Here is a 19,827-nt window from a genome sequence, read left to right as displayed (position 1 = left end):
CGGGGCTCCGGGTTCCGGCATAACGTCGGTCGGGTGAACGCCCGCGTTCATCCGACCGACGCAGAGACCGGCCGCCCTCACCGGGCGCACTGCCCTCGGCACGAGAGACGACCCCCACCATGACGGGCTCCCACGCGACACCCGCTGATACGGCCACCTCCGATCGGCACCGGGGCGGACTGGCACTGCTGGTCATCGCCTCGTGCCAGCTGATGGTGGTGCTCGACGTCACCATCGTCAACATCGCCCTGCCGCACATGCAGAAGGACCTGGGATTCTCCACCGAGAACCTCTCCTGGGTCGTCAACGCGTACACGCTGACGTTCGGCGGTCTGCTGCTGCTCGGCGGACGCCTCGGCGACATCCTCGGCCGCCGCCGGGTCTTCATCTTCGGCGTGCTCCTCTTCGTCTTCGCCTCGCTGCTCGGCGGACTGTCCCAGGAGGGCTGGCAGTTGCTGGCCGCCCGCTCGCTCCAGGGCGTCGGCGGCGCGATCGCCTCACCCACCGCTCTGTCGCTGATCACCACCACCTTCCGCGAGGGCCCCGAACGCAACCGCGCGTTCGGGGTGTTCGCCGGCGTCTCGGCGGGCGGCAGCGCGATCGGTCTGCTGGCCGGCGGAGTCCTGGTGGAGTGGCTCGACTGGCGCTGGGTGCTGTTCGTCAACGTCCCCATCGGCCTGCTGATCGCCCTCGCGGCCCCCCGGTACATCCCCGAGTCCGAACGCCGTCCCGGCCACTTCGACGTGGCGGGCGCCCTCACCTCCACAGCGGGCATGGTGCTGCTGGTCTACGGCTTCATCCGTGCCTCCGAGGAGGGCTGGACCGACACCGTCACGCTGGGATCGTTCGCCGCGGCCGTGGTGCTCCTCGGCCTGTTCATCGCCATCGAGAGCCGCTCCAGACAGCCCATCACCCCGCTGGCACTGTTCCGCGACCGCAACCGGGCCGGCACCTACACGATGATGCTGTGCCTCTCCGCGGCGATCTTCGGAATGTTCTTCTTCCTGACCCTCTTCGTCCAGGACGTCCTCGAATTCAGCCCGTTGCGGGCCGGACTCGCCTTCCTGCCGGTGAGCGTCGTCATCGCGATCAGCGCCGGCCTGGCCTCGCAGCTGCTTCCCCGCTGGGGACCCAAACCCTTCATGGTGGTGGGCGCGCTGCTGGCTGCCGCGGGGCTCGGCTGGCTGACGCTGACCGACGTCCACAGCTCCTACCTCGGCTCGATCCTCGGCCCGATGCTCGTGTTCGGGTTCGGCATGGGCATGCAGTTCGTGTCGCTGACCCTGATGGCGGTCTCGGGCATCGCCCCGAAGGAGGCGGGCGCCGCCTCCGGCACCCTGAACGCCTCCCAGCAGGTCGGCGGGTCCCTGGGCCTGTCGATCCTGGTGACGACATTCGGCACGGCCAGCCGGAACGAGGCCGACGACCAGGTGCCGGCATTCCTCCGGGAGGGCACCCCCGCCCAGCTCCAGGAGTTCCGCAGGACCGGCCAGCTGCCGGGGCCCTGGGGCGACCAGGTCCTGACCTCGGGGGTCTCCAGCGCCTTCGTCGTGGCGGCCTGCTTCGCCGTGCTCGCCGCTCTGGTCGCCCTGTTCGTCATCCAGGTCCGGTCCACCGACCTGGCCCGCCTCCAGGGCGGCGCGACGCCGATCGCCGGGGACGCGGGCGCGGACGGGGTGGCCGTGGGGGCAGGCGAGACGGACGAGCCCAGGACCGGCCCGGACCGGCCCGGGCGCGACCCGGACACCGACCGACCCGCGAAAGGGAGCTGACCCATGGACTGGACCCTCGAAGTGATCGTGCTGCCCGTGACCGACATCGACCGGGCCCGGGACTTCTACCGGGACGGACTCGGCTTCCACGTCGACCTCGACGACGAGGTGATGCCGGGCGCCCGCGTCGTCCAGCTGACGCCACCCGGATCCGGCTGTTCGATCGCCCTCACCGACGGACTGCCCAACCCGACCGGAACCCCGCGGCCGGGCACGTACCACGGCCTCCAGCTCTGCGTCACCGACATCGACGCCGCGCACGCCGAGCTCGTCGGCCGGGGCGTCGAGGTCTCCGAGCCGCAGCGGTACACCCCCGACGACGGGGCGACCTTCATGTACTTCACCGACCCCGACGGCAATGGCTGGGCGGTGCAGGAGTACCGCCGCCGGAAGACCGAACCCCTGCACAAGGTCCTCGCCGACCTGGCCGCGAGCAACGCGGGGGACACGGTGGGGTGAACCGGATGCGGAGGTGGATCGCGCCGCGTCCGGTCCATCAGAATGCTCCCCGTATCGAGTGCAGAGATCCATCAGCGCAAGGGAGCGGCATCCAATGGGCGCCAACGCAGACATGGTGGCCTTCGTCCGGGCGCGGCTCGCCGACGAGGAACACGTCGCACTGGCCGCCGGCGGGGACCGATGGCGGTGCCCGGCCGATGTGCCGGGCGAGGTCCACGACCGCACCGGCGGGGTGGCGTTCACGGTGCGGGGGCGGGGCTTCGACGAGCACATCGCGCTCCAGGACCCCGCGCGGACCCTGGAGCGCATCGAGACGAACCGGGTCATGCTCGGCGAGTACGTCGAGGTGGCCGATCTGGACACCGACCGTCCGGCCGAGGACTTCCGCTCCGGCCGTGCGGTGGGCCTGGGCTTCGCCGTGAGGCAACTGGCCGCCGAGTACGCGGGCCACCCCGACTACCAGGCCCGCTGGCTGCCCCGGTTCATCCAATAGCAGCCGGATCCCCGGGCCGCCCGCGAATCACGTAAGTGCCGGTGCGTCGGGTCCAGTTGATCGATAGCATCTCCCCATCGGCCTACCGGGGGAGCTGCGCGCGTGCCCGACGTCTGGGAGAACACCCGATCACGGTGGGAGAGTGTCCGGCACGCGGTGGACGGCGGCGGCCCGGTGGCCGGGGCCGCCGCGGCCACCCTGCACGGACGGCTCGGCCTCTCGGTCAACCCCATCGCCGTCACCGGCGAGGCGGGGGCGGGCAAGAGCGTCCTGTACGACGCGCTGACGCAGTCCATCCGCACGGGCGACAGCGACAGCTCCCGCAGCCCCGACATCGAGAAGCACGCCACGGTCCTGCGCTCCGGCAACCACCGCACCCGGGCCGCCGTCACCGTCATCCCCGGTCAGCTGTCCACCCAGCGGGAACGGGCCCTCCAGGACACGATGCGGGGCGACGCGTCCCCGCACGGCATCGTCCACGTCGTCTGCTGGGGGCACAACAGGATCTGGCAGCGCGGCTCCCAGCGCGACGTCCACGAGGCGCTCGCCGCCGACGGCGACGTCGACCAGGAAGCCGTACGGAACTGGCACCGCCGCAAGGAGGCGGCCGACTTCCGCCTCCTGGTCGACGAGATCATCGACGGGCAGCTGGCCAAACGGCTGAGGTGGCTGATCGTCGCGGTCTCCAAGTGCGATCTGTACTGGGACCGGCTCGACGAGGCGCGCGACCACTACATCCCGGGGCGGGCCCGCCGGGAGTCCCCGTTCGCCGCGCTCATGCGGGACCTGGAGAACGAGACGTCGCTGCGCCTGTCCGTCCTCCCGATGGCCTCCCGGCTCATCCGCCACCAGTACCTCCCGGGGCTGCCCGTGGGCACCTCACAACTGGACGACGCGCAGATCGGCGCGTTGCGCACCCATTTCGGCCAGGAACTCCAGTCGTTCATCACACAGCGGAACGGGGACTGACATGGCCGCGATCGACGGTGGAGCGGCGTTCCTGCGGACCCTGGCGGCCGCGGAACGGCGGCTGGCCGGCGTCCAGGCCCTGAGCGCGCGCCGGCGGCGGGTCCGCCGGCCGCGGATCGCGTCGGCCTCCCTCGCGGTGCTCATCCCGGGGTTCCTGGCCATCGCCGCCGCCACGGGCGGCGGTCCGGGGGGCCTGCTCGCCGCGGTCGGCCTGGCCGTGGCCGCGCTCTCGCTCGCGGCGTGCGTCACCCTCCTGCTGAGGATCGAACGGCCGCTGAACCGCCGGTTCGTGGAGGAGGAGCGCGCCATGATCGAGGAGGTGAACCGGATGCGGGAGCTGTTCACCCATGTCGCGGAGCGGGACCGGTGGGAGGAACGGCTGAAGCGGTCGGTCCGCGAACGTCTCTCCCGCTTCCCCGTGGACGGGGGGTCGTACCGGTGATCCGACGGCTGACCCTCTTCTTCGGCCTGGTGGCCTTCCCCGCCGCCCTGTTCACCTCGGCCGGATACGTACTGGCCACCCGGAAGCCGGGACCGTATCAGCGGGCGTTCGAGGACCAGTGGGACGCCATCGCGGCCGGGTTCGCCGTCACCGTGTGCGGGGCGCTGGCCGTGGCCTACGGCGTGCGGCTGTGTTTCAGCGTGCTCGGCGGCTTCCAGCCCGACAACGTGCGGCGGGGTGCGCTGGCCCTGCTCGCCGGACTGCTCGTCTGCGGTGTGGGTCTGCTGCTGCTCTGGCGGCTGCTGGCGCCCTGAAGGGTGCGCGGCGCGCCGGGAACCCGTAACTTACTCATAAGTAAGTCCCGTTGCCGAAGGAGCCACATGCCCCGCCAGAGGCGTTCCGCCGTCCTGCTCGCCGCGTTCATGGGCGGAGCGGGGGTACTTCACTTCGCCGTCCCGAAGGCCTTCGACAGCACCGTTCCCCGGATGCTGCCCGGAAGGCCCCGCACCTGGACGTACGCCAGCGGGGTGGTCGAACTCGCCCTGGCCGCGGGTCTGGCCCACCCCCGGACCCGGGTGGCCGCCGCTCGGGCGACCGCCGGCTTCTTCATCGGTGTGTTTCCGGCCAATGTGCAGATGGCCGTCGACTGGCGTCACCGGCCCCGTCCGCAGCGGGTCGCGGCCTGTGCCCGGCTGCCCCTCCAGGTGCCGCTGGTCCTGTGGGCGCGCGGTGTCGCCCGGGGCGCCGACGGCCCCTGAACGGACCGTAGTCGGTGTGGTACGAGCCGGTGACCGCGAAGCTGATCCACAGCAAAATGGCGTTGCTCTCTGGTGAGGAGTGATCCCGCCGTGTAGCGTCGCCGACAGATGTCGTGGTTCGCAGTACCTGCCCGCGCCTGGCGCGGGCGTTTTGCTGTGCAGTGCCTGAGAACCAGGGCGATCACCTCCGGGTCCGCGCGGTGCGGATCCGTTTACTGCTGAGAGGTACGGGCATGGCCAGCGGAACCGTCAAGTGGTTCAACTCGGAAAAGGGCTTCGGCTTCATCGCGCAGGACGGCGGCGGTCCCGACGTCTTCGCGCACTACTCCAACATCAACTCCACCGGCTTCCGTGAGCTCCAGGAAGGCCAGGCGGTGACCTTCGACATCACCCAGGGCCAGAAGGGCCCGCAGGCGGAGAACATCACCACCGCCTGACCCGGGTTGACCGACCCCGGAGCCCCGGAGCGCGGCCGCGCTCCGGGGCTCCAGGGCGTTCCGGATGGATTCCTGACGGGCGCCACCACGATTGGGACGGTGCGTGCCGGGTACGCGGTGGATCTCGCACCGATCGTTCCGGAACTTCCGGAAGGTCTGTGGGGGAATGGAGGGCGACCCATGTTCAAGGCCATCGCAGATGTACTCCGCTCCATCGGAGGAGCCATCGCCACCGTGGTCACGCTGCCCTTCCGGGCCCTGGCCAGGCTGTTCGGCGGCGCGTCGAGCAGCGCGCGCGGCCACCACTGAACGCACATGCCCGTGCCCCGGCCCACGAAGGGCCGGGGCACGGGCATGCCGTGTGCGATGAGCCGTACGGTTCCCCGGGGCGCACGCCCCGGGGCCGACCGGGGGCTAGCCCGTCGACTCGTCCGGGGTCGGATGCGATTCGGGGTGCGCGCCCGCGTTGCGCGGCGCGTTCCGGCCGGCGCCGGCCTCGTCCAGGTCGGGTTGTCCGCCCTGGCGGGCCACCCGGTCCGGCACCGGTATGTCGAGAGCGTCCTCGCCCTCCTGCGTCTGCTGGTCCTGCATGTCCGCCGGAACGGGAGGCGGGCTGCCGGAAGCCCCGGTGTAGGCGGTGCCTTCCGGCCTGCGGTCGTTCATGAGAGCTTCCTTCCGTACTGCCCCGGTACGACCGGGGACGAGTGATGCGTCCTGGTGGGTACCCGCGGCCGGGCGAAGCAGTCCTGGGGTCCGATGAGGACCGGGACACATGACCCCGGCCCGGGGGCTGCCCGGGCGAGGGGCGGAGAAGATGCGGAGGCCTTGCCGCCCGGCCATATTGGAGCTCCGGCCACCGGCCGGGGGCGCGTCGCGCGGCACCGGAGCGGCGGACGCGGTGCCCTGGTGTGTGACTTGCCCGTGGGCGGGTACCCGGGGCGGTGCCCACCCGGGCGAGCAGGACACCACTCGACGACTCCGGCGGAAGGATGCCCCGCATGCTGATGGCCCACCCCACGGTACTGCGCAACCTGATCGAGCAGTACGAGGCACTGCGCATGCTGCACGCGGAGAGCGGCGGCGAGGAGGCCCGGCAGCGCATGGACGACGTGGCATACACACTGTGCGTGTCGACCGGCACGGGTGACGTCGACAGCGCTTTGGTCGCCGCCCGCCACCAGTTGCCCGGCGCCCGGCCCGAGGACGACTCCGTCCTCTCCGCCTGACCGCCGTCGACCGAGGGAGGGGAGGCCACCGTGGCCCGTACGGTGGGTGTCGAGGAAGAACTGCTGTTGGTCGACGCGGTGAGCGGAGAGGCCCGCGCCCTGTCCTCGGCGGTGCTGGCGATCGCCGAGAAGGAAGCGGTCGGGGAGTCGGCCTTTGAGTCGGAACTACACCGCCAGCAGGTGGAGTTCTCCACGCACCCCTGCGCGGACATGGCTGAACTCGCCGCGTCGGTCCACCGGTGGCGCACCGAGGCGATACGGCACGCCGCCGAGGCCGGGGCGTCGGTCGTGGCCCTGGCGACCTCGCCGCTCCCGGTCAGCCCGAAGATCGGCACCGGGGAGCGGCACCGGTGGCTGGCCGAGCGCTTCGGCCTGACCGCCCAGGAACAGCTGACCTGCGGCTGCCACGTCCATGTCTCGGTGGCCTCGGACGAGGAGGGCGTCGCCGTGCTCGACCGGATGCGCCGCTGGCTGCCCGTCCTGCTCGCCCTGAGCGCCAATTCCCCGTTCTGGCAGGGGCAGGACAGCCGGTACAGCAGCTACCGGAGCCAGGTGTGGGGGCGCTGGCCGTCCGCCGGCCCGGTGGACGTCCACGGCTCCGCGGAGGGGTACCACGCCCGGGTGCGGTCCCTGGTCGGCACCGGGGTGCTCCGGGACGAGGGGATGGTCTACTTCGACGCGCGCCTCTCGTACCGCTACCCCACCGTGGAGGTCAGGATCGCGGACGTCTGCCTGGACCCGGCCGACACCGTGCTGCTGGCCACGCTGGTACGAGGGCTGGTGGACACGGCCGCACGCGAGTGGCGGGCCGGTGAGCCACCCCCGGACGTCAGCACGTCCCTGCTGCGGGTGGCCTCCTGGCAGGCGGGCCGTTCGGGTCTGGAGGACCGGCTGGTCGACCCCCGCACCCTGCGCCCGGAGCCGGCCTCCGACGTCCTGTGGGCCCTCCTGGACCATGTGCGGGACGCCCTGGAGGACAGCGGGGACCTGGAGGCCGCGGAGCGGGCCCTGGCCGCCGTGGGCCGGCGCGGGAACGGGTCACGGATCCAGCGCGAGATCCTGGCGCGGACAGGGAGCCTGCGCGACACCGTCGCCGAATGCGTCCGGATCACGGCCGGATGAGCCGCCCCCGCCGGCGCCCGGCCCGCCGATACGACCCGAGGGATCCGCCGCCACGACACGACCGCACGAACGGCGACGGACGAACGACACCACAGGAACGGAGCAGTCCATGTCCACCACCGCTCTCGACGACCGCCGGATCCTGGCCATCGTCACCAACTACGGGGTCGAGCAGGACGAACTCGTCGTCCCCGTGAGGCACCTGCGCCGGCACGGGGCGCAGGTCAGCGTCGCGGCGGTCTCCGCCGACGGGATCCGCACCCTCGTGGGCGACCGGGAGCCCGGCGAGACCGTGCGGCCCGACCTCACGCTCGACGACGTCGACCCCGCCGCGTACGACCTGCTGCTGGTCCCCGGCGGCACGCTGAACGCCGACTCGCTGCGGCTGGAGGACGCCACCACCCGGATCGTCAGCTCGTTCGCCGCTTCCGGCCGGCCGGTGGCCGCCATCTGCCACGGGCCGTGGGCGCTGGTCGAGGGCGGCTACGTCCGGGGCAAGACGCTGACCTCGTACGCGTCGCTGCGGACCGACATCACCAACGCGGGCGGCACCTGGGTCGACAAGCCGGTGGTCCGCGACGACGCCTCCGGCTGGCCGCTGATCACCTCCAGGAACCCCGGCGACCTGGACGACTTCCTCGGCGAGATCGACGCCGTGCTCGACGAGTCCTGAGCCGCTCACTCGCCGGGTCCCGCCGCCCGTGGCCCGCTATCCGGTCAGGGCGGCGACGGCGGCGGACGCCGCCTTCGCGATCAGCGTGTTGTCGTAGTCGGCGTCCGCGTCCGTCCGGTTGGAGAGCACCGCCAGCACCAGCGGCGCCGCGCCGGGCGGCCACACCACGGCGATGTCGTTGCGCGTCCCGTACGTACTGCCCGCCCCGGTCTTGTCGCCGACGGTCCACCCCTTCGGGATCCCTGCCCGGATCAGTTCGCCGCCGGTGGTGTTGGTGGTGAGCCACTGGGTGAGCCGGGCCCGCTCGGGCCTGCCGAGGGCGTCGCCCAGGACGAAGGCCCGCAGATCCTCGGCCAGGGCGCGGGGCGTGCTGGTGTCGCGCGTGGCGCCGGGAGTCCACTCGTTCAACTCGGTCTCCCGCCGTTCCATCCGGGTCGCACCGTCCCCCAGCTCCGCGAGCACCGCCTGCAGCTTCCGGGGCCCGCCGACCGCGTCGAACAGCAGATTGCCCGCGGTGTTGTCGCTGAAGCGCACGGCGGCGTCGCACAGATCGCCCAGGCTCATTCCGGTGGCCACGTGCTTCTCGGTGACGGGGGAGTGGTCGACCAGATCCTCACGGCGGTACGTCACGACCCGCTCCAGCCCGCCCAGCCCGTGCTCGCGGAGCACGGCCCCCGCCGCGAGCGCCTTGAACGTGGAGGCGTAGGCGAACCGTTCCCCGTCACGGTGGGCGACCGCGCGCCCGGTCCCGGTGTCGACCGCGTACACGCCGAGCCGCGCCGCGTACTCCTTCTCCAGTGCCGCGAAGGCGCGCGCGGCGTCCCGCGCAGCGGCCGAGGGCGTGCCGGCCGCCGTTCCGGCGGGCGAGGGCGAGGAGGAGTCGGTCTCCGTGCCGCAGGCCGCGAGCGGCACGGACACGAGGGCGCCGCCCAGCAGACGGAGAACGGAACGCCGGGCGTGGGGGTTCGGCAGTCGGTTCATCCCGCCATGCTAGGGCTCCCGTGCCGTCCGGCGGTCAGTCCAGTGTCTGCGTCAGCTCGCTGCGCTTCGCCGTGTGGACGACCCGGCCCCGCGCCCCGTTGACCAGGGGGAGGTACGGCTGCACGTGGCCGCACTCGACGTCGGCGACGATCGGCACGTTCAGCGGTCCGAGGGCTTCCAGCACCGCCTGACGCTGGGTGAGCGAGCCGCTGTCCGGGGCCGAGGTCCGGGCGACGAGAACGGCGTTGGCCGCGTCGAAGAAACCGGCCAGCCGCATCCCGTGCAGATTGCGGCAGATGGTGAACGCGTCGTGGCCGCCGGCCTCCACGTACACGAGGAGGCCATCCGGGGCATGGGTCCGGGCGAAGGAAGAGGTGTCGAGGTACGGCGTCCCGGTGAGGTTGCTCAGCATCTCGATGCAGCCGCCGATCAGCCGCCCCTCCACGTCCACGTCGCCGCCGCCGTCCAGCCTCGTCCACCGGCCCGGGGTGTCGAGCGTGAACGTGCGGACGTCCGGATGCTCCGCGTAGTCGTCGTAGCCCGTGGCCCGGTGCCGCTCCGGCGGAGTCTGGGTGAACCGGTGCCCCGGCGGCGCGGCGACGACGTCGAGCCAGGACACCAGCCCCTCCGGCACCCGGTAGGGGGTGTCCATGAGGTTGTTCCCGTGCACGGTCGCCGCCCCCGTGAGGAGGGTCAGCGGTGCCATCACGGTCGACATGTCCGAGTAGCCCACCAGCCAGGTGGGTTCGGCCGTGCGCAGCCGGTCCCAGTCGAGCAGGGGCAGCAGGTCGATGGCGGTCTCCCCGCCCCACGGGGGAACCACGGCCCTGATGCCGGGGTCCGTCAGCATCGCCGTCAACTCTGCCGCCCGGTCGGCCGCGGGCGCGCTGACGTGCCCGCCGCCGTCCATGCACCGGCCGGTCACGACCTCGTACCCGCGTGCCTCCACATCGCGCACCGCGACGGCGAGCCGCTCGCGCAAGTCCTCGGGAACTCCGCTGGACGGTGAGGTGATTCCGACCCGGTCGCCGGGCCGCATGGGGCGTGGATATCGAACAGGCATGCGCTGGATTGTGGCACGGCTCGCGGCCGTATGACCGATGCCGTATCGAATCGGCACCCATGGAAGGTTAGGCTGACCTAAGTCAATTCGGTTCTCTCGTCCCGGCGGGCGAGGCGCTCAGGCCGACCACGCGTACGAAGGGGCAGAGTCCATGACGATCCACCGAGCCGTCGTCGCCCGGGTGCAGCAGCTCACCGGGACCATGACCCGCGTCACGCTCCACGGGGACGGTCTGGCGGGCTTCACGACCACCGGAGTCGGTGACGAGTACGTGCGGATCTTCCTTCCGCACGGCCCGGACCGCACCGACGTCTCCCTGCCCCGGACGACCGAGCAGGGCGGGTGGGAGACCCCCGAGGGGCAGCCCGTCGCGCCGATGCGCACGTACACGATCCGCGCCGTGCGCCCCGAGGCGGGCGAGGTCGACATCGACTTCGTGCTGCACGAGGGTGGCGTGGCCTCCGGCTGGGCCGCCGAGGCGCGGCCCGGGGACGTCGTGGGCGTCAACGACCCCACCGGCCTCTACAGCCCCCCGGCCGATCTCTCCTGGCAGGTGCTGGTCGCCGACCAGACCGGTCTGCCCGCCGCCGCCCGTCTGCTGGAGAACACGCCGGACCATGTCAGGACCCGGGTGGTGCTGGAGGCGCCCGCGCCCTCGGCCGTGCTGCCTCTGCGGGAGCCCTCCGACTCCAAGGTGACCTGGACGTACGGTGGGAACGGCCACGGCCCGAGCCGCCTGGCCGACCTGGTGGCCGCGGCCGTACCGCCCGGCACGGACCTCGCGGGCGGATACGTCTGGGTCGCGGGGGAGACCAACGCCCTGCGTTCGGTGCGCCGTTACCTCCGTCGTGACCTCGGGCTCCCGGCGGACCGCTTCAAGGTCGTCGGCTACTGGATACCGAACTCCGACACCTGGTCCGAGCGGTACGAGGCGCTGCCCGACGCCGTGCGCTCCGAGCTGGAGGCCCTCTGGGACAACCCGGCCGGCGACTCCGAGGACCTCACCATCCGCTACGAGGCCCGCCTGAGTGACCTCGGGCTCTGACCGGGCCCGTGTTCCGGGCCCGGCGGGGCGGCCGCGTCGTCGCCCCGCCGGACCGGCCTCCTCAACCGACTCCATCGGGGGCAAGGCCGCCTTGCTCCGCGGGGGTTCCGTTTCGCTCGAACCAGTCATTCGACCTGTGGAACAGGCTGGTTGGCGGCGTGCTGCGCCGCCGCGATGACAGCGGAGGCTCTCGGTCCTGGCGAGCAGGGGAGGGCCCACGGCATCCAGCCAGTTCTTCTCCGTTCTCGTGTGGACCGACCGGCAGGTCGGATGGGTCCACCTCGTGGAGGAGTCGCAGCGCGACAACCTGCTGCCGGCGGGTGTCAACGCCGCTGTGCTGGGCGGTGCGTACCTGGGCTGGGTGCTGTTCGAGCGGCGCGGCACCGGTACCGCGTGAGAGGGCGCCCCGGGCGTTGAGGCGTCCAGGGCGCTGATTTCAAGCCATCAAAACCGGTGATGAACAAGAGAGCTGTGAGATTCGGTGAGTCAACCGCGGAGCGGATGGGTAAGGTCGCTGGCGATCAAGTAAAGATAGCCTTGCCTAATTGGATGGAGGTTGCGGTGACCAATCCGTTCGAGGACGAGGACGGCGCCTACCTGGTGCTCGTCAACGACGAAGGACAGCACTCCTTGTGGCCCGCGTTCGCCGAGGTTCCCTCCGGATGGACCGTGGCCCATCCGGAGGACAGTCGCCAGGCCTGCCTGGACTACGTCGAGCGGAACTGGACCGATCTGCGGCCGAAGAGCCTGATAGAGAGCATGGCGGCCGATCCCACGTGAGAACTCCCCCGCGCTGTCGGGCCTGGTCGCCCGCCGGGGGTTCCTCGTCGGAGCCGGCGCGGCCGGCGTGGGGGCGGCGCTCGACAGCGGACTCGCCCTCCCCGGCGGATCCGGCCGTGCCGTGACCGCCACCGCGCCACCGCGGTCCGCCCTGATCACGGCGGCCCTGGGCGCCCCGTTCGACGGCCTGCCCGAGGCCGTGCGCGAGGCCGGGCAGGCCGGGCCCCGGCTCAGCGCCGCCGCCACCGAGCGCGTCGCCCGCGCGGCGAAGGCGGCGACGGACCTCGTGCCCTTCCTGGACCCGCTTCCCGTGCCCCGGGTGATCCGCGGCCGCGAGGGGACCTGACCGTCACGATGCGCTCGGCCCGCGTGCGCCTCCACCGCGCAGCCTCCCGTACACCCGGCTGTGGACCTGTGAGGGCACGCACGTCGGGCCGGCCATCGAGGCGAGGCGCGGCAGCCGGCTCCGTATCGCCTGGGAGAACGACCGGCTGTCCAAGAAGGCCGCCGACCCGGCCTTCGCCGCCGGCACCGTCGCGACGACCTAACGCGAACTCGTGCAGTCCCGCGAGATGCTCCAGACCGGTGGCGGCATCGGCTTCTGGCGCGATCGTTTCCTCGCCGACTGCGAACGGCGCTGTCGCGCTGCCCGGCGCAGTCAGCGCAGCCTGTTCCTGATCGGTCTCGCCCGCCCTCATCGTCATCGCCCACCGGGAAGCCGCCGTCAAACGGCTTCCCCGCACCATCCGCCTCGACGAGAACGCCCTGCCCGCCCACAACTGAGCCCGCCACCGTCGGCCGCACACCCGCGTGCGGGGCCGCCTCCGTACTCACCGGGCACCCCCTAGGCTGCGACCCTGTACCGGCACCGACCCCAGGAGCGCACCCGCATGCACGACCCCGTCTCCGCACTCCCCTTCCCCGACTCCCTCCGCCCCGGAGCTTCTCCCGCGCCGCATCCGCTGCTCGCCCCGGTGACCGACTACATCGGCACCTGGCGGGGCACGGGCAGCGGCGGATACCCGACCCTGGACGCGGACTTCACCTACGCGCAGGAGGTCACGTTCAGCCACGACGGGCGGCCCTTCCTCGCGTACGAGGCCCGGGCCTGGCTGCTCGACGCGGACGGGCAGCCCCTGCGTCCGTCCGCCCGCGAGACCGGATGGTGGCGCCTGCAGCCGGACGGGCGGGTGGAGGCCCTGATCACCCAGCCCACCGGCATCGCGGAGATCTCGGTCGGCCACGCCCGCGACGGCGCCGTCGACCTCGCCACCGAGCGGGTGTCCCTCGCCTCGACGGCCAAGGAGGTCGACGCGACCCGGCGCCGCTACACCCTGACGGATCAGGACACGCTCGCCTTCGTCCACGACCTCGCGGCGGTCGGCCGGCCACTCCAGCACCACCTGTCGGCGCGGCTCCGCCGGGAAGCTCCTGGCCAGGGCATTTAGGGCCTCTCGTTGCCGGAGTGTGACCAAGGACGTGCATGGCGGACGGCCCACCGGGCAGGTGGACGGGAAGCCAGGAGAACAGGAGCACCTCCCCGATGTCCCTTCCCTCGTACCCGGATTCCCCGTACCCGGGGCAGCCCGCCGCCGACCACGACCCCTACGGCGGCCAGGCGCCCGCCCGGACGAACGGATTCGCGGTCGCCGCACTCGTGCTCGGCCTGATCGCCTGCCTGTTCTTCTGGACCGTGGTGGGCGGGCTGCTGCTCGGTCTGCTCGCCGTCGTCTTCGGGATCATCGCCGCGCTCCGTACCCGCCAGGGCCGCGCGCCGCGCCGGGTGATGGCGATAGTCGGCGCCGCGTTCGGGGCGCTCGGGCTCATCGGTTCCGTGATCGTTCTCGTGGTGGCCGTCTCGGTGTTCGACTCCCAGGAGTTCAAGAACCTTGAGGACTGCATGAACCGGGCCAACGGCCAGGCGGCCGAGGACCGGTGCGCGGAGGACTTCATCGACGAGCTGACCAACTGACGGATCCGCACACCTGTTCCTGCCCGCCCGGCGGCGCGCCGCCGGTTGCACCCGCACCAGGTGTTTGCCACGGTGTCCCTGGGTAGGCGGCCCGGTGATCGCCGGGCCGCACCGCCCGGTGGACCGCCCGCAACGGAAGTCAGAGCAGAGAGAAGGAGGGTTCGATGTCATCGAAGCGACGTCGTAAGAAGAAGGCCCGCCGCAAGAACGCCGCGAACCACGGCAGGCGTCCCCAGAGCTGAGGCGACGCCGCGGCCCCACCGGGCGGAGGAGCCCGGTGGGGCCGCGGCGGTTTCCGTGGGCCGGGGGAGGGCCGTGCGGAACTCGGGTCCTCATGCTGATGCCCGATCCGTGCCGGGTTCACACCCCGAGCGGGGCCGTGGGCTCCGTTCCCGCCCTGGCGCAGACCGAAGCGGCCGTCCCGGCCGCGTACTCCAGCATCTCCTTCGTCCCCTCGGCGGACAGCGCCGGATCCCAGCCCGCCTCGGCCCCCAGCCAGGTCAGCATCCCCGCCATGAACGCGTCACCCGCGCCGATGGTGTTCACGACCCGCACCGGCAGGGCCGGGACAGAGACCGCGGGGGCGTCATGGACGTACGCGGTGGCGCCCTCCGGCCCCCGGGTCATCACCACCAGCCGCCCCTCCGCGGCGAGCTCCCGGCAGCTCGCCTCCGGTGCCGCGTCCGGCCACAGGCGCGCCAGATCCTCGTCGCTCGCCTTCACGACCCGAGCCAGAGAGCACAGCTCGCGGAGCCGGCCGAGGCTCCGCACGGGGTCCAGGGTGCGGTCCTCGCGCACATTGGGGTCCACCACGAGGAGACCCGCGCCGGCGGCGGCCCGCGCGGTGGCGGCCACGACACCGGCCGCCGGTTGCACGACCGCGGCGAGCCCGCCCACGTACACCGCGCCGAAACGCGCCGCCTCCGCCGTCCGGTCGGGCAGCTCGAAGGTCGCCGTGTCACCGAGGTGGAAGCGGTACGTGTTCCCGTGCTCGCCCGGGTCGGCCACCGCGAGCGCCGTCGGCAGCGACGACCGGCCACTCAGTGAGAGATCGACACCCGCACCGGTCAGCCATGCCTCGATGCTCCGGGCGAAGGCGTCGTCGCCGAGCCCGCCGACGAAGGACGGCCGCCCGCCGAGGCGGGCCAGGCCCACCGCGACGTTGGCGGGCGCGCCGCCCGGCTGGGCCGCCCGGATCCCGGCGTCACCGTCGGCCGGCACCAGATCCACCAGCGCCTCACCGAGCACGAGCACGGAACCGGGATCCGCGGCGGGCGAAGGCACGGAATCCGTCACGGCTCCACCACGATCTTGCGGCCGATCCCCGCCTGGAAGCGCTCGATGGCCTGCGGATACTGCTCCAGCGGCAGCCGGTCACTGATGAACACCGACGCGTCCAGAACTCCGCTCGCGAAGAGCGCCGCCGCCCGCTCGTAACTGTGCAGGACCGCCATCGAACCGGTGATGGTGATCTCCTGGTTGTAGATCCGGTACGGCTCGATCACCGCGGTGGTGGCGTAGTCGGAGACCCCGAACTGGAGGAACGTACCGCCCTTGGCGACCCTCCCCAGACCGTCCTGGATGGCCCCGGCATTGCCCGTGGCGTCGATGACGACATCCCAGCCGCCCGGACGGTCCAGCTCATCGGCACGGGCCGCCGCGCCCGTGCAGCCCAGGGTCGTCGCGGTGGCCAGCCGCTGGGCGTTGACGTCCAGCATGTCCACCGACGCCGCGCCGGTGCGCTTGGCCAGCTCCAGCATCATCAGCCCCATGGTCCCCGACCCGTAGATCAGCACCTGGGCCCCGAGATTCCCGTTGAGCACGTCGTACCCGCGCACCGCGCAGGACAGCGGCTCGATCAGCGCCGCGTCCCGGACGTCGATGTGCTCCGGCAGGCGTACGCAGTTGGCGACGGGCGCCACCGCGAACTCGGCCGCGCCCCCGGGCACGGTGACGCCGATCGCCGCCCAGTTGTCGCAGAGGTTGCCCCGGCCCGAACGGCAGTAGCGGCACTCGTGGCAGTGCAGTGAGGGATCCACGGCCACCTTGTCGCCGACGGACAGCTCCGTGACGTCCGTACCGAGCCCGACGACCTCCCCGGCGAACTCGTGCCCGGGCACGATCGGCAGCGTCGGAGCGAACTCGCCCTGGAGGATGTGGAGATCGGTGCCGCACAACCCGCACGACGCCACCTTGACCACCACGTCGCGGGGGCCGGGCGTGGGGTCCGGGACGGTGGTCACGGAGACCTTGCCGGGGGCTTCGACGATGGCTGCCCTCATTTGACTGCTCCCAGAGAGAGGCCCTGGACGAGTTTGTCCTGGGCGGCGTAGCCGGCGACGAGCACCGGCAGGGACACGACCACGGACGCCGCGCACAGCTGGGCGAGGAAGAGGCCCTGACTGGTGACGAAGGTGGTCAGATGGACGGGTGCGGTCCCGGCGACGACGCCGGTCAGCACCCGTGCGAACAACAGCTCGTTCCAGCTGAAGATGAAGCAGATCAGGGCGGTCGCGGCGATGCCGGGACCGGCGACCGGGGCGACGACACGGCGCAGCACCGTCGGCAGCCGGGCCCCGTCGACCTGCGCCGCCTCGATGATCGAGACGGGGACGTCCGCGAGGAAGGACTGCATCATCCACACCGCGATCGGCAGGTTCATCGAGGTGTAGAGGAGGACCAGCAGCCAGATGTTGTCCAGCAGCCCCGTGTTCTTCGCGAACAGGTACACCGGCAGCAGCCCGGCGACCACCGGCAGCATCTTGGTGGACAGGAAGAAGAACATCACGTCCGTCCACTTGCGGACCCGCCGGATGGACAGCGCGTACGCGGCCGGAAGCGCGAGCAGCAGCACCAGCACGGTCGAGAAGAACGAGGCCGCGAGCGAGTTGACCAGCGGGGGCCACGGCGTCGGGCCGCCTCCGCCGCCGAAGAAGGTGCGATAGCCGTCCAGCGTCAGCGCGGCGGCGATCGACGGCGGGTTGGTCGCGGCGTCGGCCTCCGCGTGGAAGGACGTCAGCACCATCCACAGGGCGGGCAGACAGAAACCGATCCCCACGACCCAGGCGGCCACGCCCAGGGCGGCGGAGCGCCGGCGGGCCTTCCGCGTAGCGGCGTTGACGGATGCGGATGCGGATGTCGCGGTCGAGGCGCTCATGCGCGGCTCGCCTCCTCACGGAAGAGGGAGGAGACCGTCCGGAGCGCGAAGGTGGCGATGACGATCGTGCCGATCACCACGACCACGCCCGCCGCCGACGCCAGCCCGTACTCATGGGCCCGGTAGAAGGTCTCGTAGACGGTGTACGGGAGGTTGGCGGTGCCCAGACCGCCGGAGGTGATCGTGAACACCGCGTCGAAGTTCTGCACGATGTACACGGACCCGAGCAGGATGCCGAGTTCGAGGTAGCGGCGCAGATGGGGCAGGGTCAGGTAACGGAATATCTGCCAGGGCCCGGCCCCGTCCAGCCGCGCGGCCTCCATGATCTCGGCCGGCCGGCTCTGCAGCCCGGCCAGCAGGATCAGCATCATGAACGGCGTCCACTGCCACACGAGCGACGCCTCGATGGCGATCAGCGGCATCTGGGACGTCCACTCCGGCTGCGCGATCGACTCGATGCCGAACAGCTCGCCGAACCAGGTGAGCGCCCCGTTGAACAGCCCGTACTCGGGGTTGTAGAGCGCGTGCTTCCAGAGCAGCGCGGCGGAGACCGGCACCAGCAGGAACGGGGTGATCAGCAGGGTGCGCACGAACCCCCGGCCGAAGAAGGCACGGTCCAGCAGCAGCGCGAAGAGGAGCCCCAGCACGACGCTGACGATCACGACGGACGCGGTGAGGACCACGGTCGTCACGACCGATTCGCGCAACGCCTCGTCGGTGAAGACGGAGGCGTAGTTGGAGACCCCGGTGAAGTGGCGCTTCTCCGGCTTGAGGGAGTTCCAGTCGAAGAGCGAGATCACCAGCGTTGCCACGAAGGGCAGCTGGGTGACGGCGATCAGGAAGACCAGCGCCGGCAGCAGGGGAGCGCGGGTCGCCCAGGCGCGCCGCCTGCCGCCGCCGCCCGGCTTCTTGGCCGGAGCCTGCGGGGACGGCGTGGTCTCTCTGGTTGCGGTGACGGTCATCGGTACTCCTCCGCTACCTTCTCGGCCAGCTTCTGGGAGGCGGCGAGCGCGGCGTCCACCGACTGGCGGCCCGCGATGGCGGCGCTGATCTCCTGCGCCACCCGGGTGCCCAGGTCGGTGAACTCCGGTACGCCGACGAACTGGATGCCCGCCGTCGGGCGGGGCTGGGTGCCCGGATTCTTCGGATCGGCCTCCGAGATCGCCCGCTCGGTGACGTCCGCGAACGCGCCGGCCTCCGCCCGGTAGTCGGGGTTGGCGTAGGTGGAGGCCCGTTTGCCGGCGGGCACGTTGGACCAGCCGCTGGTGGCCCCGACGAGCTCCTCGTACTCCTTGCTGGAGGCCCAGGACACGAACTTCCAGGCGTCGTCCGCCTTCTTGGACGCCTTCTGCAGACCCCAGGCCCAGGTGTAGAGCCAGCCCGAGCTCTTGGTCCGCTCCACCGGGGCGGGGACGTACCCGATCTTCCCCTTCACCGGGGAGCCCTTCGCCTCCAGGGACCCGGCGCCCGCCGTGGCGTCGTACCACATGGCGGTCTTGCCCTGCGTCATGTTGTTCAGGCACTCGGCGTACCCGGACTGCGGGGCGCCGAGCTCCCCGTGTTTCCGCACCAGATCGACGTAGAACTTGGTCGCCTTCCTGAACTCCGGTGCGGTCAGGCGCGGTTCCCAGTCCTCGGTGAACCAGGTGCCGCCCATCGTGTTGACGACGGTGGTGAGCGGGGCGATGACCTCACCCCAGCCAGGGAGCCCGCGCAGGCAGATCCCCTTCATCCCGCGCTCCGCCCCGTCCGTCCGCTCGGCGAGCTTCGCCACCTGCTCCCAGGTCGGCTTCCCGGGCATGGTGAGGCCCTGCTCCTCGAAGACGTCCTTGCGGTACATCAGGAAGGACGACTCGCCGTAGAAGGGCTGGGCGTAGAGCTTGCCGTCCTCGGCGGTCAGCGATTCCCGCAGGGGCTGGAGGATGTCCTCCTGGTCGAAGGCGGTGTCGGCCTTCGCGTAGTCGTCGAGGGGGTGCAGCCAGCCGTTCTTCGCGAAGAACGGCAGCTCGAAGTTGCTGATGGTGGCGACGTCGTACTGACCGGCCTGGTTGGAGAAGTCCTGGCTGATCTTGTCGCGTACGTCGTTCTCGGGCAGCACCGTGAAGTGGACCTTGATGCCGGTCTCCTTCGTGAAGTGCTTCGCGGTCAGCTTCTGCAGTTCGACCATCTGCGGGTTGTTCACCATCAGTACGTTCAGCGCGTCGCCGCCGCCGAAGGAGGTCCCGCCCGCTCCGGCGCAGCCGGTGGCGAGCAGGGCCAGTGCGGCGGTCACGGCGCAGGCCCGACCGCGTACACGTGGTCGGCTGCGGCGTCCTGGATGGGGCATGGGGGCTCCTGATCAGTCGTAGCGGCTCGGTGATCGGGTCGTTGCGGGCGGGCATGGCGAACCAGGCCCCGGCGGTGCGGGGGAGCGGTGATGCGGGGTGTGGTGCGCAGCGGATGCGGGAGGCGTTGGCCGGCGGTACGGCGGGCGGGTGG

The 19,827-nt window shown here is 71.7% G+C and carries 26 protein-coding genes; 18 read left to right on the top strand and 8 right to left on the bottom strand.

What is annotated here, in order from left to right; all coding sequences use genetic code 11:
* Positions 1-119 precede the first annotated feature (119 nt).
* The 9 genes from HET64_RS07365 to HET64_RS38830 all read left to right on the top strand — a co-directional run bounded on the left by HET64_RS07365 (position 120) and on the right by HET64_RS38830 (position 5,639).
* Entirely contained in the window at positions 120-1,772 is a 1,653-nt protein-coding gene (locus tag HET64_RS07365; RefSeq protein WP_215103240.1) for an MFS transporter, read from the top strand.
* 3 nt (positions 1,773-1,775) lie between these two features.
* The gene (locus tag HET64_RS07360; protein ID WP_215103239.1) at positions 1,776-2,231 is read left to right on the top strand and encodes a VOC family protein; all 456 of its coding nucleotides are present in this window, start codon (positions 1,776-1,778) and stop codon (positions 2,229-2,231) included.
* 94 nt (positions 2,232-2,325) lie between these two features.
* The gene (locus HET64_RS07355) at positions 2,326-2,724 is read left to right on the top strand and encodes a DUF6221 family protein (RefSeq protein ID WP_215103238.1); all 399 of its coding nucleotides are present in this window, start codon (positions 2,326-2,328) and stop codon (positions 2,722-2,724) included.
* A gap of 102 nt (positions 2,725-2,826) precedes the next feature.
* On the top strand, positions 2,827-3,693 hold the full coding sequence (locus HET64_RS07350) for a hypothetical protein (protein WP_215103237.1): 867 nt from the start codon (positions 2,827-2,829) through the stop codon (positions 3,691-3,693).
* A 1-nt stretch (position 3,694) separates the two neighbouring features.
* Entirely contained in the window at positions 3,695-4,135 is a 441-nt protein-coding gene (locus HET64_RS07345) for a hypothetical protein (RefSeq protein ID WP_215103236.1), read from the top strand.
* Positions 4,132-4,449, top strand: coding sequence for a hypothetical protein (locus HET64_RS07340; RefSeq protein ID WP_215103235.1), 318 nt, complete (start codon positions 4,132-4,134; stop codon positions 4,447-4,449). Before HET64_RS07345 ends, HET64_RS07340 begins: the two co-directional genes overlap by 4 nt.
* Before the next feature lie 66 nt (positions 4,450-4,515).
* Entirely contained in the window at positions 4,516-4,893 is a 378-nt protein-coding gene (locus HET64_RS07335; protein WP_215103234.1) for a DoxX family protein, read from the top strand.
* Between the two features lie 233 nt (positions 4,894-5,126).
* Complete coding sequence (locus HET64_RS07330) at positions 5,127-5,330, top strand: cold-shock protein (protein WP_003964323.1); 204 nt, start codon at positions 5,127-5,129, stop codon at positions 5,328-5,330.
* Positions 5,331-5,510: 180 nt separating this feature from the next.
* Entirely contained in the window at positions 5,511-5,639 is a 129-nt protein-coding gene (locus HET64_RS38830; protein WP_251144925.1) for an LPFR motif small protein, read from the top strand.
* 105 nt (positions 5,640-5,744) lie between these two features.
* Here the strand turns inward: HET64_RS38830 and HET64_RS07325 are convergent, their stop codons facing one another.
* Positions 5,745-5,993 (bottom strand): hypothetical protein, encoded by a 249-nt coding sequence (locus tag HET64_RS07325; RefSeq protein WP_215103233.1) that lies wholly within the window; start codon positions 5,991-5,993, stop codon positions 5,745-5,747.
* A gap of 335 nt (positions 5,994-6,328) precedes the next feature.
* Here HET64_RS07325 and HET64_RS07320 point away from each other — a divergent pair, with 335 nt between their 5' ends.
* The 3 genes from HET64_RS07320 to HET64_RS07310 all read left to right on the top strand — a co-directional run bounded on the left by HET64_RS07320 (position 6,329) and on the right by HET64_RS07310 (position 8,351).
* Positions 6,329-6,556: a DUF5133 domain-containing protein gene (locus HET64_RS07320; RefSeq protein ID WP_215103232.1), complete on the top strand. Its 228-nt coding sequence runs from the start codon at positions 6,329-6,331 to the stop codon at positions 6,554-6,556.
* Between the two features lie 30 nt (positions 6,557-6,586).
* Positions 6,587-7,678, top strand: coding sequence for a glutamate--cysteine ligase (locus tag HET64_RS07315; protein ID WP_215103231.1), 1,092 nt, complete (start codon positions 6,587-6,589; stop codon positions 7,676-7,678).
* Positions 7,679-7,787: 109 nt separating this feature from the next.
* A complete protein-coding gene (locus HET64_RS07310) occupies positions 7,788-8,351 on the top strand; it encodes a DJ-1/PfpI/YhbO family deglycase/protease (protein WP_215103230.1) in 564 nt (187 codons plus the stop codon).
* A 36-nt stretch (positions 8,352-8,387) separates the two neighbouring features.
* On the opposite strand, the gene bla is transcribed toward HET64_RS07310, so the two are convergent.
* Both bla and HET64_RS07300 read right to left on the bottom strand, forming a co-directional pair.
* Positions 8,388-9,332: a class A beta-lactamase gene (gene bla / locus HET64_RS07305; protein ID WP_215103229.1), complete on the bottom strand. Its 945-nt coding sequence runs from the start codon at positions 9,330-9,332 to the stop codon at positions 8,388-8,390.
* Between the two features lie 34 nt (positions 9,333-9,366).
* On the bottom strand, positions 9,367-10,395 hold the full coding sequence (locus tag HET64_RS07300; protein WP_215103228.1) for a S66 peptidase family protein: 1,029 nt from the start codon (positions 10,393-10,395) through the stop codon (positions 9,367-9,369).
* 151 nt (positions 10,396-10,546) lie between these two features.
* Here HET64_RS07300 and HET64_RS07295 point away from each other — a divergent pair, with 151 nt between their 5' ends.
* The 6 genes from HET64_RS07295 (at position 10,547) to HET64_RS07270 (ending at position 14,192) form a co-directional block, all read left to right on the top strand.
* Entirely contained in the window at positions 10,547-11,440 is an 894-nt protein-coding gene (locus HET64_RS07295) for a siderophore-interacting protein (protein ID WP_215103227.1), read from the top strand.
* Between the two features lie 247 nt (positions 11,441-11,687).
* The gene (locus HET64_RS07290; RefSeq protein ID WP_251144924.1) at positions 11,688-11,837 is read left to right on the top strand and encodes a hypothetical protein; all 150 of its coding nucleotides are present in this window, start codon (positions 11,688-11,690) and stop codon (positions 11,835-11,837) included.
* Positions 11,838-12,001: 164 nt separating this feature from the next.
* Positions 12,002-12,220 (top strand): MbtH family protein, encoded by a 219-nt coding sequence (locus HET64_RS07285; protein WP_308369884.1) that lies wholly within the window; start codon positions 12,002-12,004, stop codon positions 12,218-12,220.
* A 67-nt stretch (positions 12,221-12,287) separates the two neighbouring features.
* Positions 12,288-12,566: a hypothetical protein gene (locus HET64_RS38825; RefSeq protein WP_251144923.1), complete on the top strand. Its 279-nt coding sequence runs from the start codon at positions 12,288-12,290 to the stop codon at positions 12,564-12,566.
* Positions 12,567-13,110: 544 nt separating this feature from the next.
* Positions 13,111-13,668, top strand: coding sequence for an FABP family protein (locus tag HET64_RS07275; protein ID WP_215103225.1), 558 nt, complete (start codon positions 13,111-13,113; stop codon positions 13,666-13,668).
* A gap of 95 nt (positions 13,669-13,763) precedes the next feature.
* Positions 13,764-14,192, top strand: a complete 429-nt coding sequence (locus HET64_RS07270) for a DUF4190 domain-containing protein (protein ID WP_215103224.1) — start codon at positions 13,764-13,766, stop codon at positions 14,190-14,192.
* Between the two features lie 360 nt (positions 14,193-14,552).
* On the opposite strand, the gene HET64_RS07265 is transcribed toward HET64_RS07270, so the two are convergent.
* Genes HET64_RS07265 through HET64_RS07245 form a run of 5 tightly spaced genes read right to left on the bottom strand, consistent with a single transcriptional unit; the run spans position 14,553 to position 19,675 of the window.
* Positions 14,553-15,488 carry a PfkB family carbohydrate kinase gene (locus HET64_RS07265; protein ID WP_215103223.1) on the bottom strand — a complete coding sequence of 312 codons (936 nt, stop codon included), beginning with the start codon at positions 15,486-15,488 and terminating at the stop codon, positions 14,553-14,555.
* Entirely contained in the window at positions 15,485-16,474 is a 990-nt protein-coding gene (locus tag HET64_RS07260; RefSeq protein ID WP_215103222.1) for a zinc-dependent alcohol dehydrogenase family protein, read from the bottom strand. The genes HET64_RS07265 and HET64_RS07260 overlap by 4 nt, the downstream gene beginning before the upstream one ends.
* Positions 16,471-17,349 (bottom strand): carbohydrate ABC transporter permease, encoded by an 879-nt coding sequence (locus HET64_RS07255; protein ID WP_215103221.1) that lies wholly within the window; start codon positions 17,347-17,349, stop codon positions 16,471-16,473. Before HET64_RS07255 ends, HET64_RS07260 begins: the two co-directional genes overlap by 4 nt.
* Positions 17,346-18,311: a carbohydrate ABC transporter permease gene (locus HET64_RS07250; protein ID WP_215103220.1), complete on the bottom strand. Its 966-nt coding sequence runs from the start codon at positions 18,309-18,311 to the stop codon at positions 17,346-17,348. Before HET64_RS07250 ends, HET64_RS07255 begins: the two co-directional genes overlap by 4 nt.
* Complete coding sequence (locus HET64_RS07245; protein WP_215103219.1) at positions 18,308-19,675, bottom strand: sugar ABC transporter substrate-binding protein; 1,368 nt, start codon at positions 19,673-19,675, stop codon at positions 18,308-18,310. Before HET64_RS07245 ends, HET64_RS07250 begins: the two co-directional genes overlap by 4 nt.
* Positions 19,676-19,827 lie beyond the last annotated feature (152 nt).

It is taken from the genome of Streptomyces sp. McG3, from assembly GCF_018619185.1.
GTDB lineage: Bacteria > Actinomycetota > Actinomycetes > Streptomycetales > Streptomycetaceae > Streptomyces.
Note: the sequence above shows the minus strand (reverse complement) of the source record. Positions and strands in the feature narration are given on the sequence as shown.

Coding starts and splice junctions, on each gene's coding strand:
- HET64_RS07270 (WP_215103224.1), top strand. CDS start 13,764: ATGTCCCTTCCCTCGTACCCGGATTCCCCGTACCCGGGGCAGCCCGCC.
- HET64_RS07310 (WP_215103230.1), top strand. CDS start 7,788: ATGTCCACCACCGCTCTCGACGACCGCCGGATCCTGGCCATCGTCACC.
- HET64_RS07255 (WP_215103221.1), bottom strand. CDS start 17,349: ATGAGCGCCTCGACCGCGACATCCGCATCCGCATCCGTCAACGCCGCT.
- HET64_RS38830 (WP_251144925.1), top strand. CDS start 5,511: ATGTTCAAGGCCATCGCAGATGTACTCCGCTCCATCGGAGGAGCCATC.
- HET64_RS07295 (WP_215103227.1), top strand. CDS start 10,547: ATGACGATCCACCGAGCCGTCGTCGCCCGGGTGCAGCAGCTCACCGGG.
- HET64_RS07355 (WP_215103238.1), top strand. CDS start 2,326: ATGGGCGCCAACGCAGACATGGTGGCCTTCGTCCGGGCGCGGCTCGCC.
- HET64_RS07260 (WP_215103222.1), bottom strand. CDS start 16,474: ATGAGGGCAGCCATCGTCGAAGCCCCCGGCAAGGTCTCCGTGACCACC.
- HET64_RS07365 (WP_215103240.1), top strand. CDS start 120: ATGACGGGCTCCCACGCGACACCCGCTGATACGGCCACCTCCGATCGG.
- bla (WP_215103229.1), bottom strand. CDS start 9,332: ATGAACCGACTGCCGAACCCCCACGCCCGGCGTTCCGTTCTCCGTCTG.
- HET64_RS07320 (WP_215103232.1), top strand. CDS start 6,329: ATGCTGATGGCCCACCCCACGGTACTGCGCAACCTGATCGAGCAGTAC.
- HET64_RS07345 (WP_215103236.1), top strand. CDS start 3,695: ATGGCCGCGATCGACGGTGGAGCGGCGTTCCTGCGGACCCTGGCGGCC.
- HET64_RS07300 (WP_215103228.1), bottom strand. CDS start 10,395: ATGCCTGTTCGATATCCACGCCCCATGCGGCCCGGCGACCGGGTCGGA.
- HET64_RS07245 (WP_215103219.1), bottom strand. CDS start 19,675: ATGCCCCATCCAGGACGCCGCAGCCGACCACGTGTACGCGGTCGGGCC.
- HET64_RS07275 (WP_215103225.1), top strand. CDS start 13,111: ATGCACGACCCCGTCTCCGCACTCCCCTTCCCCGACTCCCTCCGCCCC.
- HET64_RS07330 (WP_003964323.1), top strand. CDS start 5,127: ATGGCCAGCGGAACCGTCAAGTGGTTCAACTCGGAAAAGGGCTTCGGC.
- HET64_RS07325 (WP_215103233.1), bottom strand. CDS start 5,993: ATGAACGACCGCAGGCCGGAAGGCACCGCCTACACCGGGGCTTCCGGC.
- HET64_RS07335 (WP_215103234.1), top strand. CDS start 4,516: ATGCCCCGCCAGAGGCGTTCCGCCGTCCTGCTCGCCGCGTTCATGGGC.
- HET64_RS07360 (WP_215103239.1), top strand. CDS start 1,776: ATGGACTGGACCCTCGAAGTGATCGTGCTGCCCGTGACCGACATCGAC.
- HET64_RS07250 (WP_215103220.1), bottom strand. CDS start 18,311: ATGACCGTCACCGCAACCAGAGAGACCACGCCGTCCCCGCAGGCTCCG.